Source organism: Candidatus Limnocylindrales bacterium (assembly GCA_035559535.1).
In the GTDB taxonomy this organism is placed as follows: Bacteria; Moduliflexota; Moduliflexia; order Moduliflexales; family JAUQPW01; genus JAUQPW01.
This window is the reverse complement of the sequence record DATMBG010000035.1, coordinates 1-15,381: the sequence shown is the minus strand read 5'-3', so window position 1 is coordinate 15,381 and position 15,381 is coordinate 1. Positions and strand designations below refer to the sequence as shown.

Below are 15,381 nucleotides of genomic sequence, written 5' to 3'. Positions count from 1 at the left end.
AAAGGCAATGGAATCGAAGGAATTCTTGAAATAACGAATACTCAAAGGGAGTATCCCAGGTTATTTCCCGATAAAGCTAAACCACTCGAAAGAGCGGGGCGGAAAACCACTACCTAAAGTAAATTTTTACCATGGTAGAAGGGTTGCCGAAGGAAATCGTAAAGCAAGAATTAAGTCTTTCCGCTTTTTACCTTATTTTTTACTACTTTCCTGATTTCCTCAATCCAAAACAGAAGGATCTGGTTTCCGTTTCTGAAGGTGCTACCCGGTAAATTCTTAAAAAGAGTTTTAACCAGTCTTCAGAGAAATCCCTTGCTTCTCCGCTCCGGGCGTTTCTTGCCTGAGGGAGAATAGGGAATCCTTCTGAGCCTGTGTCCCGCCCGGGCTTTTTTCGTGGCTTATCTAATCTTTATGGGAGATCTCCAACCTGTATTGGGTTATCCATAGGCTAGTAAACTCTCTAGCCCATGCTTAGAAAGGGTAGGCAATGAAAAAAACTCTACTATGGGGTCGTATAGAGAAGAGGATGGTTTTCCCCGGATCCAGGGTCAAATCTTCTCAAAATCCTCATCTGATCGTCTTCTTAATTATATTCCTTTTATTTTTATTTTCTGATACCCAAACCTATGCTTTAGAGGTTCCCTTAACCGTCAAAGAGACTGCAGGGGTTGGAGCCGATGGTTATCCTGTCACCGCCGTCGTTCCTCTTCCCTTCGGTCAATATCGGGATCCCAACATCTTTCGTATCATCGATGCTTCGGGCAATACGGTACCGGCCCAATTTAACGTCTTAAATCGCTGGTGGGGCAAAGATAACAGCATCCGCCATCTCCTTATCCATTTCCAACCCACTATTCCCCCCTTTACCTCCCCCGGCACCGGAGTCGCCTCCTACTTTCTCAGGGATGATGGTCTGGGAAATCCGACTTCTACCGGCCTGAGCGTCACAGAAACTTCTACCGATATAACTGTGGTGACAGGTCCTCTTAAGTTTACCGTAAAAAAAACCGGTTTTAATCTCTTCAATGAACTGTGGTTAGATCAGAATAATAACGGAGTTTTTGAAGCTTCGGAACAGATCATCATGGCCAACGCTCAGAATGGGGGTAAGTTCGTGGGTCGATTGGCCGGAGATATACAGTTGGATTCTTCCCTATCCAGTACCACCGTTCAAGTGGAGGAGTCCGGTCCGATGCGGGTGATTATCCGGGCAGAGGCTCCCACGATTTATAACAGCACCACCGATCATAAACACGGATTTGCCGTTCGTATCTATGCCTATGTTGGTAAACCCTTTGTCAAAGTCGATTACCAGCTCCAAAACTCGGCCAAAAACAAAGCCTACGCCTGGCCCCTCTACTTTGAAGAGATGAATCTGGAATTACGATTAAATCTGGTTACCAATCCTACAGTCAGGTTTGGGTTAGGGAACGGCTCGGTTTATCAGAGATCTGCCGGTAATGGTTTATATCTGGCTCAAGAGTTCCACAACAGTTTTAAGATTTATGATCTGGCAACGGGCGGTGTACTGAGTTCGGGAAGCCAGCCAGAAGGGTTTATAGATGTCAGTGATGGGAGTCGAGGGGTTACAGCGATGATTCGTAACTTCTGGCAGATGTGGCCTAATGGATTGGAAGTGGACGGCCAAAACAAACTCTCTTTGCAGTTGTTTCCGAGATGGAGTGCCCAGTGGTACCAAGATCAGATCAGCCCTATCGGTTTATACTGGCTGGAAGACATGCAACATGTTTACAAAGAGACGATGCTCTACTTCCACGGAACTTCGAGTTCCACTACTGAACTGATCAACCTGGCCAAGACTTTCCAATATTATCCGGTGGTTACATTACCCACGAATTGGTATCAACAGACCCAGGTCACTCTGGATTTGGGAGGTGTAATCCCTTATACCCAGAAGATTTCAACCAATGATCAACGTCAACTGACGTACCCCCTGAATGCTTATACGGTAGGAGATACTACCTACCAGTTTAACTGGGTTAATTTCGGAGATCGGGACTTGTATCGAAAGCGATCCTGTCAGACGGGGGGATGGCCTTATGGATTGGGGGCGTGGATCGTGACAGAAAATCCCAGTGATTACTTTGCTTTGGAAGAGCGGGCCATCGGGGAGTTAAACCTTCGTAAACAGTGGATGGCCCAGTATATCCATGATCAAGATTGGAATTTTCTAAGATTGACCGAGAATCCCTATTGTGAAGGAGCCTGGAGAAGGTTTGATGGGTGGAGCGTACCCCGGATGGATGCCCCCTATTTGAGCGGGAGTGGGGGTCCAGTGTGGTATGCTCGGGACAATGAACATGGATGGTTTTACCATGTAGATGAAGCCTATAATTTGACCGGGAATCCATGGATCAAAGACTGGTACCGGTTCATCGCCGAATTTAGAAGGACGTCCCTGGAGCGATTGGATCCGGTTCCCGATAGATCCAGTCGGGCCTTAGGTCATTCTTTAAATCATGCTCTGCAAGCCTATAAAGCAACGGGAGATACCAGTATCCTGACCCGGTTCAAGGACCATATCAGGAATTTTCTCAGACCCGATCAGGACCCCGGATATGGGGATCAATTATCCAGTGTAGAAAGTACAGGGGGCGGATTTCAAACCGGGTACCTGGCTCGGGCCCTTATTGACTATCTGGAAGAAGTTCGCGGCGAAGACTGGCAGGCCTATGCCGAGGGATTCAATTACTTATCGGGATTGATGGAATGGAATTACCATTATGGAAATTTTTCCTATTTTTATGATGCCCGTACGGGTAAGCGGAAGGATTCCAATACCGGAAGTTATGGGACGTATAGTGCAGGGACAGTTCCATCGGATGGAACAGGGCTGACATTGGTTGACCCTGAAGCCTGGTATTATTGGCACACGGGAAAGCAGAAGTATTGGAACCATGTCACGCAGTATGTGATAGGTGGGTTAAACGGAGGAGCCAGGCCCTATGGAAATTTCACCACCTGGAGTGGGCAATTTGAGGGACGGTATTATCTTTTTGTCAAGAACACGCCCCGACCCGATACGACCCCACCTCCGGCAATTACCGATCTAAAAGCCGTTATTAGCGGTTCCAGTATTCTATTAACCTGGACGGCCCCCGCAGTTCCTGACCTGGCCCGTTATCACATCGTCTGGAGTACAAAACCCATCTCTGAAACGAGTACTCCAGATACCAGTGTCACAAACTGGTGGGCCGCAAAAGCCGTGGGTCCAAATCTGATTCCTAACCCTGGAACCCAGCAAAGTCTGGTTATTAACCCTTCTTCTGCAACTCCTTTCTATGCCGCCATCTTTACCTTTGATCAGGCCGATAATATGAGTGCCATGTCCAACGTAGCCCAGGCTACTTCTTCTCCCGTCCCCACTCCTGTTCCCACATCTACGCCGACTCCTGCTCCAACGGCGACTTCAACTCCCACGCCGACGCCTTCCCCGGCCGATATAACCCCGCCTACTCTTTTTAATATCACCCTAACTGCTCTGACCTCATCTGGTGTGACCATCAACTGGAATACCAGTGAAGTTTCCGATACCCAGGTCGAATACGGCGTGATGACGGCTTATGGCCAATCCACCTCTGTGAATCCGACTTTGACGCTCTCTCACTCTCAAATTCTCTCCAATCTGATCCCCAATACCCTGTATCACTATCGAGTTAAATCTAGGGACGCTGCAGGTAATCTGGCCATTTCTTCAGATCTAACCTTTACAACGTTAGGAACCTCAACTGGTACCGTTTATACGGTTGATGCAACGGCCACACCAGCTGGGAATGTTTATAACAGCCTATCGTCCCTTCTGGCTACGAAGAAACTGGTCGGAGGAGATATCGTGCAGATTCGCTCCACCGGAATTTACAAGGATCGGATTGTCTTAACCGGAAATCACTCGGGTACACCTGGAAATCCGGTAATTATTAGAGGTATAGATCCGACACGGGCCGTATGGGACGGCACCAATGTCAATGTAGATACTTACGGTTATTTATGGAAGTTTGATTCGACGAGCCATGATATCGAGCTTCAACACATCGAAATACGAAATGTCCAGCCGGGACCCGATAAAAACAACCGTGCAGTTTACATCTTGGGGACTAATATTACCCTCCGGGATTGCTATATCCATCACAATCCGAACGGGATCTTCTCCTATCTCCCTGCGACCAATACAGTTATCGAGGGTTGTGAAGTCGCCTATAATGGCGTGGATGGTTTTGAGCACAACTTTTATATGCAGGGTATCGGAACCCACATTCGCTTCAACTACATTCACGATGCCATCGGAGGAATAAACATCAAGGATCGTTCATTGCCGGATTCCCAGGGGATTGCTGTAGAAGTTGCCTACAATCACATCAGTCATGCGCAGCAGGGGGGTTATGAGTTAGACTTCAGCGGAAACCCTTCAGCTGGTGGAGTAGCGCAGAATGCCCTGGTGATCGGAAATATTATTGAGAAGGGGAGTACCGGTAATCAGTCCTTGCTGATCCTGTTCGGCAATGATGGACGACAGGGGACCTTACAGATGTATAATAATACCCTCATAGCCTTGTCTAACACGACACCCCTCTTCACCCTGACTGGTTCTGCCTCTGCGTCGGTCATCAACAACATTTATTATGGAAGTACCAAAGTAAGCTCAGGTAATACCACGGGAACCATTCAGGGACAGTCCAACTGGTTTCAAACCGGTACCGTGGTTCCAACAGGTTTTACGGATACCATTTTGGGAACGAATCCGGGTTTTGTAGATATGGTGAATAAAGATTATCATCTGACTCCTGGGGCCTCTGTAGTGGATGCCGGCATTATACCCCCGGTGGTTCCCCAATGGCAGTATGTAACCGAACAGAGTTTTACCGTACGCCCGGTCAATGGTAATGGAATCGATATCGGGGCCTATGAAGCGGATTCCATTCCTTCCACCCCAACTTCCACTCCGATTCCAACGGCCACTCCCCCTCTTGTTCCAACTCCGATTTCCACTCCCGTTCCAACTCCGATTCCAACGGCCACTCCCACGCCAACCCCCAAAGTTAAATCAAAACCACGCCCAAAATCTACCCCCACTCCGGTTCCGACGGCTACTCTGACGCCTGTTCCGACGGCCACCCCCATACCCGTTCCGACCATTACCCAGGCTCTTATTCCAGTTTCTAACCCGGTTAATCCATCCGCCCCAGATTCTCCATCTTTACAGACGGCTCAAAGTTGGGGTATAGCCGGAGATATTCCGATGCCGGCGGATTACGATGGAGATAACAAAGCAGATCTGGCCGTCTTCCGGCCTTTTGACGGGAATTGGTATCTCTTGCTGAGTTCAAGTACAAGTCCTTTCATTCAACCCTGGGGGGTTTTGGGGGATCAGCCTGTAACAGGGGATTATGATGGAGATAAAAAAGCGGATTTTGCCGTATTTCGCTCCTCCACGGGAACCTGGTTCATTCAGAAATCTTCAGGAGGAACGCTCATGAAAAGGTTTGGAAAAGCCTTGGATATTCCCGTTTCCGGGGATTACGATGGAGATGGACTGACCGATCTGGCCGTCTTCCGGCCTTCCACCGGAATTTGGAGGATTAAACCTTCCCGGGGAGGGGCTGTCGTCACCAGAGTATGGGGCCAAAGTGGGGATATTCCTGTACCGGCCGATTATGATGGAGATAAGATTACCGACTTGGCCATCTGGCGACCAACGGAAGGAAAATGGTATATCCAGTTATCAACGGGTGGATTTAGCATCCTCTCCTGGGGACAGATGGGAGACCTCCCGGTGGTTGGGGATTATGATGGGGACGGCTTCACAGATATAGGGATCTTTAAGCCGGCTTCAGGGGAATGGGAGATTAAGTTCTCAAGCCGTGAAGTTACTGTTAAAGAGCCATTGGGGCGGAAGGGAGATGTTCCGGTACCGGCCGATTATGATGGGGATGGCAGAACAGATCGGGCAGTTTGGCGACCAACGGAAGGAAAATGGTACCTGGACCATTAGTACTTTAGTTTTGTTTAACTTTTAAGTAGCCCTTCCCCCTTTCCTCCCCGCATGCGGGGAGGAAAGGGGGAAGGGCTGAGGGAGGGGAGTTGAGGGTGAAAGCAACCCTAGGAGGTCAAAATTAAGGTAACAGGATATTAGAATTTTTGAGAATTTTTGGCTAAAAAAGGTGTGAGTTTACATCTGAACGGAATACTTCCCGCAGCTCGTCCCAGTATCCCCTGTGGGATCTCTGGAGGAGGGAAGCCTCTCCAAAACCCCAAGGGGTGAGTTTTCTCTACGGCTGAAAGCCTACCTCTTCCTTTATCCAGTCTTCTAAAAACCTCTTTTTGCTTACGTTTATCCCAAATTAATCCTTTAACATATGACTCTTTTTTATATTTTATTTCTTATTTTAATACTAAATATCCTAACTAAATCTCTTTTGAGATTATGGTATAAAATATGCTATAATAGTTTTTATTATACATTAAATGAAAAAATAGTTAAAAATAATAAAAATATATTACTTTATCTTAATAGATTCAAAATTTTAATCCAAGGTTTTTGAAGAAATTTTAAATCTTATCCAATAAAATGGGCTAAAATAGCTGGAAATAGCTAAAAATATCATTTTAGGATAGTATTTTATCTTTTCAGTATAAAAGGAGGTATTAGCGTGAGAATTCTTACCTTTACGACCCTTTTTCCCAGTTATGGTTCTCCCCTCCATGGACTTTTTGTTAAAGCACGGATGGAAGCCGTTGCCGAGTATTGTCAGGTAGAGGTGGTGGCCCCCATCCCCTGGTTTTCATCCCTTCGGCCATCCAGAAGTTACGGTCCTTCTTCCGAAGTTAGATATAAAGAATGGATAGGCAAGTTGCAGGTCTATCACCCACCTTTTTTCTTTATACCTAAAATAGGCAAGGGGTTAGATGGTTGGGGGTTATTCCTAAGCGCTTATGCTGCGTGCAAGAAACTACAGCGTTATTTTCCCTTTGATCTTCTGGATGTTCATTATGCCTACCCAGATGGGTATGCCGGCTATTTGATGTCCCGTGCTTTTAATAAGCCTTATACGGTAACCATTCGGGGTAGTGATATCAATGTCTTGGCCCAGGATCCTCTACGCCGTCGGCTCATTTACAAGGCTCTTTCCAGGGCAAATCGTGTAATTGCCGTTTCGAGGTCCCTCAAGGAAGCAACCGTTCGCCTGGGAGTTCCTGAAGAGAACATTACCGTGATCCCCAATGGGGTAGACTTAGCCACCTTTTTTCCCATGGACCGACGGGTGGCAAGAAAGACCCTACATCTCCCCACAGATAAAAAAATCCTTCTCTCTGTAGGCCGGTTGACCGAGTTAAAAGGGTTTCATTTATTGATAGAGGCCATGGGAAGTTTGGTTAAAAGGTTTGGGGAGGATCTTCTCCTGGTTATTGTGGGGGGAGAGGCTGAGAGGGGAAATTTCAGAGCTTATTTGGAGAAAAGAATAACCGAACAAGGACTTGAACGGTATGTTTTGCTGGCCGGATCTAGACCACCCCATGAGCTTCGGGTTTGGTACAATGCGGCCGATTTGTTTTGTTTAGTAAGTTCTCGGGAGGGTTGTCCCAATGTTTGCCTGGAAGCGCTTGCCTGTGGGGTGCCGGTGGTAGCGACCCGGGTGGGGGGAATTCCTGAAATTATCTGCGCACCCGATTATGGGCTTCTTATCCCTGAACGGGAGGTCGAAGCCATTGCAGCAGGGATTGGGCAGGGGTTAAAAACAAAATGGGATACCGAGAAAATTGTTCTCTATGCCCGGCAACAGAGCTGGGCGCGTAAAGCTAAAAAAGTCGTTGAAGTCTTTGAAGCCATTTGCCGAAAACCTCTCAAAAGAACCGAACAGGTCTCTTATTTCTAACGGGTACTTCTGCCATCACAGAACCTGATCCTCGTTAAGGACAAGGTATGTTACAGATTTTATTTAAGAATTCTGCCGTTTACGCCGTGGGAATCATCCTGAGTCGTTTGGTCGGTTTCCTGATGATTCCGGTATATACCCGCGTGCTGACGCCTTCAGATTATGGGGTGATTGAAACCATTGTGCGGTTAGTGGATATTTTAAGTATTCTCCTTGCTTTGGGTATGAGTGAAGCCCTCTTACGCCATTACCATGAAGTAAAGGATGAAAGGGAGCGCCAGGCGCTGGTCTCCACAACCCTTATTCTGATGGTAGGGGTTATAATAGCCGGGATTTTACTTCTCCAGCCGATAATCCCCGGGTTAACTTATCTTCTTTTTGGAAACTTAGACCAGGTCCCCTATGTCAGGGTGGCCCTGGTGGGAATGATGATCGGGAACCTTATCCCCCTTCCCCTCACCCTATTTCGAGCCGAAGGGAAAGCCTGGCGTTTTACGGTTATATCCCTGCTTCAACTGATCTTTCAATTGACCCTGAATATTATATTTGTGGTCTGGTTACAGGAGGGGGTATGGGGTGTGGTCTTGAGCATTTTGATTAATGGCGTGTTCTGGAGTACCGTCCTTATTCTCTATGTCCTGAGTTCTGTGGGGTGGAAGTTAGAAGGGCGATGGATCCCTCCCCTCTTTAAATACGGTTTACCCCTGGTACCTGCCGCTCTGGCTCAATTTCTGCTTCACTTTAGCGATCGTTTCTTTTTGGTACATTATACCAGTACAACCGAAATCGGCCTGTACTCCCTGGCCTATCGACTGGGGATGTTGGGGAGTGAAATGTTCAATGCACTGAATTGGGCCTGGTGGCCCTGGGTGTTTCGGGTTGCTTCTCGCTCAAATGCAGAGAAAGAACTACAAAAAGGGGCTTCCCTTGTTTTGGTACTTTCTGCCTTGATTTGTGCCGGTGTAAGCCTGTTTGCCGATCCGATCATCCGTCTGATCGCTGCGCCTTCTTTCTGGAAAGCGGCTCCGTATGTACCTGTTTTGTCCCTTGCTTATTGGTTTTTTACCGCTACGACCCCGTTAAGTATTTCTGCCCGTCTGGCCAAACGAACCGATCTTTTTGCCGTTGCCAACGCTTTGGCTGCAGGGGCCTGTCTGTTATTCAATTTCTGGCTTATTCCTCGCTACCAGGTCTGGGGAGCCATAACCGCTACCCTGGCTTCGTTTATTCTACTGGTGGCTCTGGTCCTGTATGCCTGCCGGCGGATAGCTCCCTTTAAACATAACTGGAACTTAATCACCCTCAGCATCCTGGGTCTCTGTGTGACCGCCTGGTGGAGTAACTGGATCCATGTACCAGAACCCTTTGCTTTACTATGTCGTGGAATGATATGGCTGGGTATGGCAGCCGGCCTGCTCTTCTGTTTTGTCCGTCTGTATTCTCTGCATTTAGAGAATTCCCCTCTCTTTCCCAGAATTTTATCCTGGGTGAAGATGAATGGTAATCTTTAACTTATAAGGGTATAAAGTATACGTTTATTACCAACTGTAATGGCACAAAATTTGATAGCGGTAAGGAGCATAAGAAGTTGGTTAAGTAGATGGTCTTAATCTAGAAAATATAGTCTTATTTTCTTCAGTTGGATCATGTTGAGAGGAGATACAGCTCTATGAAGAAAATCTTCCCAGTATTACTTTTATTGACTTTATTTATCCTCGCAGGGAGTTATCACGTAGAGGCCGTTCCTATTACGCCTACTGATCTGGATACCGTTATGCCGGGTTCTTTGTTTGCGGGACCCATCACCGGCAGCTTTATCAATTCCAGTGGAAATAGCATAGGTAGTACCACCAACACGGTTTATTATAATCCAAATCCGGGCATTTATACCTACGTGGAGGGAGTTACTCCGGGGGTTGATTCTGTTTCAGAATTTAACACAAATTTTGTCCCCTCAGGGTGGAACGGAGTTGCCGGATTCAGTTTCAGTGGGGCCAATTCAGCCGGTGTAGGCTCGAACAACATTACTATAACCCAAAATTCCAATGGAACCCTGAGTTGGAATATGAATACAAATAATTTTAACTCTGCGACCAGCATAGACTTTTTCTTTCAGTCTACGGATCCGCCGGGTTTTAACACATATAATTTAATCAGCAGTAATACGGTTGGAACCTCTGTGTCCTATGCGCCTGTTCCCGAGCCTGCAACCTTACTGCTTGTTGCAAGCGGGCTGGCAGGAATGCTAGGCCTGGGGAAAAAGTTGTTGAGCTAAATCCTCCGGACTCTCATCTAAGAAATAAGAAAAAAGATCTATATGGAAGAAAGTAGATCTTTTTTGCCTTAATGTGGGCTTAAGGGGTCGGATCGTTGGCCCCTTTTCCCCTTCTCTTTCGGGGGTAATTTTTTCTAACCTGACCCCCTGACTCCCTTCCCGACATGGGAAGGGAGAACTTGGGCATAGGCACCAGGATAAGGCGCCCCCACCCGGTCCCCCCTCCCGACTCCCCCCGTCCACGGGGGGGCAGAGGAAGAAACTTCGCTTCAAAGTTCCTGCTGTAAAAAATTTCGACAGGAGATATTTTCAGCTTGGACCTCTCTCTTCGACGAAAAGATCCGACAAACCTTTAAAGAGGGAAGGATGTATTTGGGATAAAGGGGTGTAAAAATTTTCGACACCTAAGAAGCCTGGAGGAGCTTGTTATTTATAACCCTCTGTTTTTCTGGAATTTTCAGCTATTTGGGGGATGTAAAAATTTTCTACTTCATTTTCTTCCAAACCCACCCCCACCCGGGGTTCGGATACTCACGATATCGTTGGCTTTGAGGGTTAGGCTGCATTTAGAGGGGAGGGGTATTTCCTGGTCATCTCGAATCAGGTAGTTTTCCCCCTTTTGTCCGGGCTCCCCGCCTTGAAGACCGTAAGGGGCAAACTTCCTTCGATCCGAGAGGATGGTAAAGTGGGCCTCCTGGAGGACCTGGATATCCCGGCGGATTCCATCCCCTCCCTTATAACGTCCTGCCCCCCCGGTTCCACGCCGGATGTGGTAACGAGTCACCCGAAAGGGATAAGCATATTCCAGAGCCTCAATGGGGGTATTCATGGTATTGGTCATGTGGGTATGAATCCCGTCAAGGCCATCTCGATCGGGTCGTGCCCCCATACCCCCCGCGATGGTTTCATAGTAGGTGTAGTAGCGCCGTCTTTTCGGATCATATCCCCCCAGGGTGAGGTTATTCATGGTTCCGGAACTGGCCGCAGGGATACGGTCTGGCAGGGCCTGGGATAGAGCTCCCAGGAGGACGTCGACAATCCGCTGGGAGGTTTCCACATTTCCACCTGCTACGGCGTGGGGGGGTTCAGCATTGACAATACTTCCCCTGGGGGCTATGATTTCGATAGGGGTCAGGCAACCGCTATTGGAAGCAATATCCGCATTGACACATAGCCGAAAAACATAAAAAACCGCCGATACGGTAATGGCGTAGACACAATTCAAACACCCTTTTACCTGGGGGGAGGACCCGGAGAAATCTACCTTCGCCCGATCCCCCTGGATGGTGATCTTTACAGCAATTTTAACGGGATCCTCGGTGATACCGTCATCGTCTAAAAAATCTTCGTAGGTATATTCGCCATCGGGCATTTTTGCAATCAGATTTCGAACCATTCGCTCTGAATAGGCTTTCAGGTGACTGATGTATTCGGTTACTTCGGCGGAGCCGTATTTGTTGAGCATATCTAAGATTCGACGTTTTCCTATTTCATTGGCTGCAATTTGAGCCCGGAGATCGCCTTCACGTTCTTGAGGGGTTCGAACATTGGCCAGAATCAGGTCTAGAACTCCTTTATTGAGTACTCCCTTTTCATAAAGCTTGATGGGAGGGATAATAAGGCCTTCCTGGAAAAGCTCTTGGGAAAGAGGCATAGACCCTGGGCTCATCCCACCGATATCGGCATGATGGGCACGATTGGCCGAGAATCCGAACAATTTGTCTTCGAAGAAAATAGGGGTGACCAGGGTAATATCCGGCAGATGTGTTCCTCCCCGATAGGAATCATTGAGAATGACCACATCTCCTGGGAAGAAATCAAAATTTTCAATGGCACTCAACACCGATAAAGGCATAGACCCCAGATGAACCGGCATGTGATCCGCCTGGGCGATCATCTCCCCCCGATGATCGAAAAGGGCACAGGAATAATCCCGACGCTCTTTAATATTGGGAGAATACCCGGTCCGACAAAGGGTTACTCCCATCTCCTCGGCGATGGCCCAGAATTGATTCTTATAAAGTTCTATTTTAATGGGCGAAAACATTTCCTGACTCATCCTTATTAAGGATGATTGATCTAGGGTTCCTTGTCAAGGGTTAAAAACTTAGGGTGCGTGAAACCTTACCCTTCGAGGCTCTTCGACGGCCAGCTCATTTAAATCGATAATAGGTTCTAAAGGTGTGGCTATAAAATATAAAAATCGCTGACAGACTTCACAAACCACGATCCGTTTTCCAATGAGAGAACTCACCACACAGGATGGAATCATGGTATGGCAACCCTGGCAAACTCCCTCTGTGACCCTTACGACAGCCTGACCGTCATAACGCTGGAGTAATTTTTCATAGGATCGCATGACAGAGGCATCTACAAATTTTTGAAGGGCTGCCCGTTGAGCTTCTAACCCACCCTGGCGTTCTTTGAACATCCGTCGCATTTTTTTGCGATCTTCCTGCCAGGTTTTAAGGAGATCCTTGACCTTCCGAAACCGTTCCCTTAAACGGATTCGCCTTTCTTCAATGGGATGTAAGGCTTCTTTGAATTTTAACTTATGGGCTTTAAGGGTATTTAATTTGGCAATCAACAAGGCCGGATCCTGCCGGGAAGGGTCTTCTAAAAGATGTTTGACTTCTCGGATTCGACTCTGGAGGGAGGAGAGTTTTTTCTTTAATTTACGCTGAATTTGGAGGACTCGCGCCCGTTTAAATCTTAATTTTAGAAGTCTATTCCTGGCTTGCAGGATGTTCTGATCCAGAATACGAAGACCTCGACGAAAATCATACAACTCCCGATCTATTTGCTGAAGATGGATCAGGAGTTCCATCTGGGAGAGTTGAGGCAGTCGTTGGGAGAGGGAATCTGGAAATAAAAGTTTAAAATATTCATCGTCTAGATCGGCTAATGTCTTTTTTCTGGACATAGGTCTTCTCCTCTAAAAATTCCTATCCGTTGTATGAGGGATCTTCCCTCCTGGAATGGGCTTCCTAAAAGCATCCCCTGAGGAGTCCCCGGGTAGTTTTTTAAACATCCTTTTTCCTGAATTAATAAACGTAAATTTCAAATCAATCCCCCGCCACGCACTGAATTCCGGGATAAATCTGAACTGAGATTTTTCAATGTGTCAAAGAACCCCATGAATAGGAGGATTTCAAGGCTGTGATATTAATATACGTATGTTAATTATCTGTCAAGAAAAATGTAAGGGAATTTATCCAATTTTGAGTGATGGAGCAAGAGGCGCCGCCCATCCTGCCCCTTGCAGGGGTAGGTGAAGGGTGAGGGGGACCAGAGACTCGCGTTTCCAGGATCAAGCTTTTTTACATTAACTGTCTTTCCATACCGCCGCAAAGAATTTCAAGATCTTTTAGAGAGGTCGATGACAAAGCAGATCATCCAGCCGGACTGAAATAGAATCCCCCATGAGAGGAATGTCCAGGGATATCATTTTTCCCTTCTTGGGAGGGGTATAGTCCTTATATTCATAAATGGCCAGAGTAACGTCCTGTAACTTATAGCTGTTGGTACGGATGGGTATTCTTTTATGCAAAATAAACCGATCGGTTTTAACTTCTTCCCGTAACCACTCTAAAGAAGGAGACTCGTATTCCTTGTCTTCCAATACCACATACCCTATGCCGAAGTCTTGAAGAACCTCATAAATCTGCTCCCGGCTGGTAACTCGTTCTTCAACAATCTGATCCATTTTGGAAGTCGCCAGGATTTTGTCGGCCCGAAGTACAATCAAATCTTGATCCGGATCCTGCTTCCTGATAAAAAATACAAAGTATCCGGTATCCACATTGGCACTGAATAACACACTTTCCCCTTTCCTGTTTTCAATAACGTATTTTGCAGCCTCTTCATAACCCTCTGCATATTCAGGTTCTGATTTAAAAGCAACTACAAATTGATAACCGACTATTCCGACAAGCAGGGTGGAAAGGAGGATCTTCCAGAGGCGATCTTGCGGGAGACACAGGATTGTCGTGGCAAAAAGACAAAAAACCGGTATCCAGTAAATAGAAAACCTGGGTTCATGGACTCCCATGAAAGTAATTTGAAGGTAATAACCTGCTATCCATAAAAAGAAAAAAGTCTCCCGGGGGTCTTTTCGATAGATGGCGGCCCCCATAGAAATCAAGCTGAGGAAGAGGACTGGTAGTGTGAGGTGATACTGCCAGAGGGCTTTAAGGTGATAGAGGATATTAAACGACTCCAATCTGGAAAACAGGGTTTGATCGGTAACCAGAGCCACGGAGGCCTGAGAAAATTTAAGGGTCAGGGGAATAAGAGGTACGAGCAACAGGATAATGAAACTCCCTGAAAGGATCATCTCTTTGCTTAGCAGCTTTTTTACTCCCTTTAACCACCATAGATAAACAATAAAAATAGGAAGCATGAGACCTGCGAGATGCTTCGCATAAATACTGAGAGCAAAACTAACGGCAAATGCAAAGGCATATATGGGCTTATCTTGTTCACAGTAACGAAAAAAGAAATATACTGTCGCAATAATGAGTGCTAAGGTAGGAATTTCAGACATGACGATCCGTGAGAAACTCACAATAAAGGGAGTTGTCACCCATAGGAGAGAGGAAAAAAAAGCGATCTGATCACCGTAGAGGAATCTTATCAGAAAAAACCAAAAAGTAACGCCCAGGAGCATAAAGAAGACCGTACTCCATCTTGCGGAAAAGATGGAAATTCCCAAAAGGGAATAAAAAGGGACCGTGGCAGCCCCCGGCAGCAAGGGATGATGCCCCAAAGAGAGTGCCGGGTATCTGGCATAATATTGGTAAGTATATTCCGTTATATGGCCCAGGGGGAAATATCTGATCAGGTCATAAAAATAGGTCCCATTCATCAAATATCTTGGCATATCCCCCTGTAAAGAGACGGTCCCCTCGCTGGTTATTCCCTTCGTGGATAGAAGAAATACTCCAACATACAGGACAACAATACAAAAAATTACCCGAGCCAGACGGTTTTGTTTTCCAGGGAAAGTTGTTAAATTCACTTTCATATCTTAAATCTCCAGAATGTTTAGAAGACCTATGAGAATCCCATGTAGATTGGCTTTTATCGTTTCATATCGGATGTTTTCCGGTTCAATAACTCATCAAACTCCACCCCTATCGAATCCCCCATCAAAGGAATATTCATCTGCAACCTCTTCCCACGATCCGCCGGCCGATAGTCCCTGTACTCATA

At 46.7% G+C, this 15,381-nt stretch carries 7 protein-coding genes and 1 riboswitch; of the genes, 4 read left to right on the top strand and 3 right to left on the bottom strand.

Annotated elements, in window-relative coordinates; all coding sequences use genetic code 11:
- The first annotated feature begins 65 nt into the window (after window positions 1-65).
- Window positions 66-151: riboswitch (cyclic di-GMP riboswitch) on the top strand.
- A gap of 336 nt (window positions 152-487) precedes the next feature.
- The 4 genes from VNM22_11645 (at window position 488) to VNM22_11630 (ending at window position 10,167) form a co-directional block, all read left to right on the top strand.
- On the top strand, window positions 488-6,010 hold the full coding sequence (locus tag VNM22_11645) for a fibronectin type III domain-containing protein (protein HWP47807.1): 5,523 nt from the start codon (window positions 488-490) through the stop codon (window positions 6,008-6,010).
- A 658-nt stretch (window positions 6,011-6,668) separates the two neighbouring features.
- Window positions 6,669-7,892 carry a glycosyltransferase family 4 protein gene (locus VNM22_11640; GenBank protein ID HWP47806.1) on the top strand — a complete coding sequence of 408 codons (1,224 nt, stop codon included), beginning with the start codon at window positions 6,669-6,671 and terminating at the stop codon, window positions 7,890-7,892.
- 47 nt (window positions 7,893-7,939) lie between these two features.
- On the top strand, window positions 7,940-9,403 hold the full coding sequence (locus VNM22_11635) for an oligosaccharide flippase family protein (GenBank protein ID HWP47805.1): 1,464 nt from the start codon (window positions 7,940-7,942) through the stop codon (window positions 9,401-9,403).
- Between the two features lie 158 nt (window positions 9,404-9,561).
- Window positions 9,562-10,167 carry a PEP-CTERM sorting domain-containing protein gene (locus VNM22_11630; GenBank protein HWP47804.1) on the top strand — a complete coding sequence of 202 codons (606 nt, stop codon included), beginning with the start codon at window positions 9,562-9,564 and terminating at the stop codon, window positions 10,165-10,167.
- 490 nt (window positions 10,168-10,657) lie between these two features.
- Here VNM22_11630 and VNM22_11625 read toward each other — a convergent pair whose 3' ends face one another.
- The 3 genes from VNM22_11625 to VNM22_11615 all read right to left on the bottom strand — a co-directional run bounded on the left by VNM22_11625 (window position 10,658) and on the right by VNM22_11615 (window position 15,193).
- Window positions 10,658-12,214, bottom strand: a complete 1,557-nt coding sequence (locus tag VNM22_11625; GenBank protein ID HWP47803.1) for a hydantoinase B/oxoprolinase family protein — start codon at window positions 12,212-12,214, stop codon at window positions 10,658-10,660.
- Between the two features lie 60 nt (window positions 12,215-12,274).
- Window positions 12,275-13,090: a hypothetical protein gene (locus tag VNM22_11620; GenBank protein ID HWP47802.1), complete on the bottom strand. Its 816-nt coding sequence runs from the start codon at window positions 13,088-13,090 to the stop codon at window positions 12,275-12,277.
- A gap of 444 nt (window positions 13,091-13,534) precedes the next feature.
- Complete coding sequence (locus VNM22_11615; GenBank protein HWP47801.1) at window positions 13,535-15,193, bottom strand: glycosyltransferase family 39 protein; 1,659 nt, start codon at window positions 15,191-15,193, stop codon at window positions 13,535-13,537.
- Window positions 15,194-15,381 lie beyond the last annotated feature (188 nt).

What these genes read in the sequence shown, in the direction of transcription:
- VNM22_11645 (HWP47807.1), top strand. Translation starts at nt 488, where the DNA reads ATGAAAAAAACTCTACTATGGGGTCGTATAGAGAAGAGGATGGTTTTC.
- VNM22_11635 (HWP47805.1), top strand. Translation starts at nt 7,940, where the DNA reads ATGTTACAGATTTTATTTAAGAATTCTGCCGTTTACGCCGTGGGAATC.
- VNM22_11630 (HWP47804.1), top strand. Translation starts at nt 9,562, where the DNA reads ATGAAGAAAATCTTCCCAGTATTACTTTTATTGACTTTATTTATCCTC.
- VNM22_11625 (HWP47803.1), bottom strand. Translation starts at nt 12,214, where the DNA reads ATGTTTTCGCCCATTAAAATAGAACTTTATAAGAATCAATTCTGGGCC.
- VNM22_11620 (HWP47802.1), bottom strand. Translation starts at nt 13,090, where the DNA reads ATGTCCAGAAAAAAGACATTAGCCGATCTAGACGATGAATATTTTAAA.
- VNM22_11615 (HWP47801.1), bottom strand. Translation starts at nt 15,193, where the DNA reads ATGAAAGTGAATTTAACAACTTTCCCTGGAAAACAAAACCGTCTGGCT.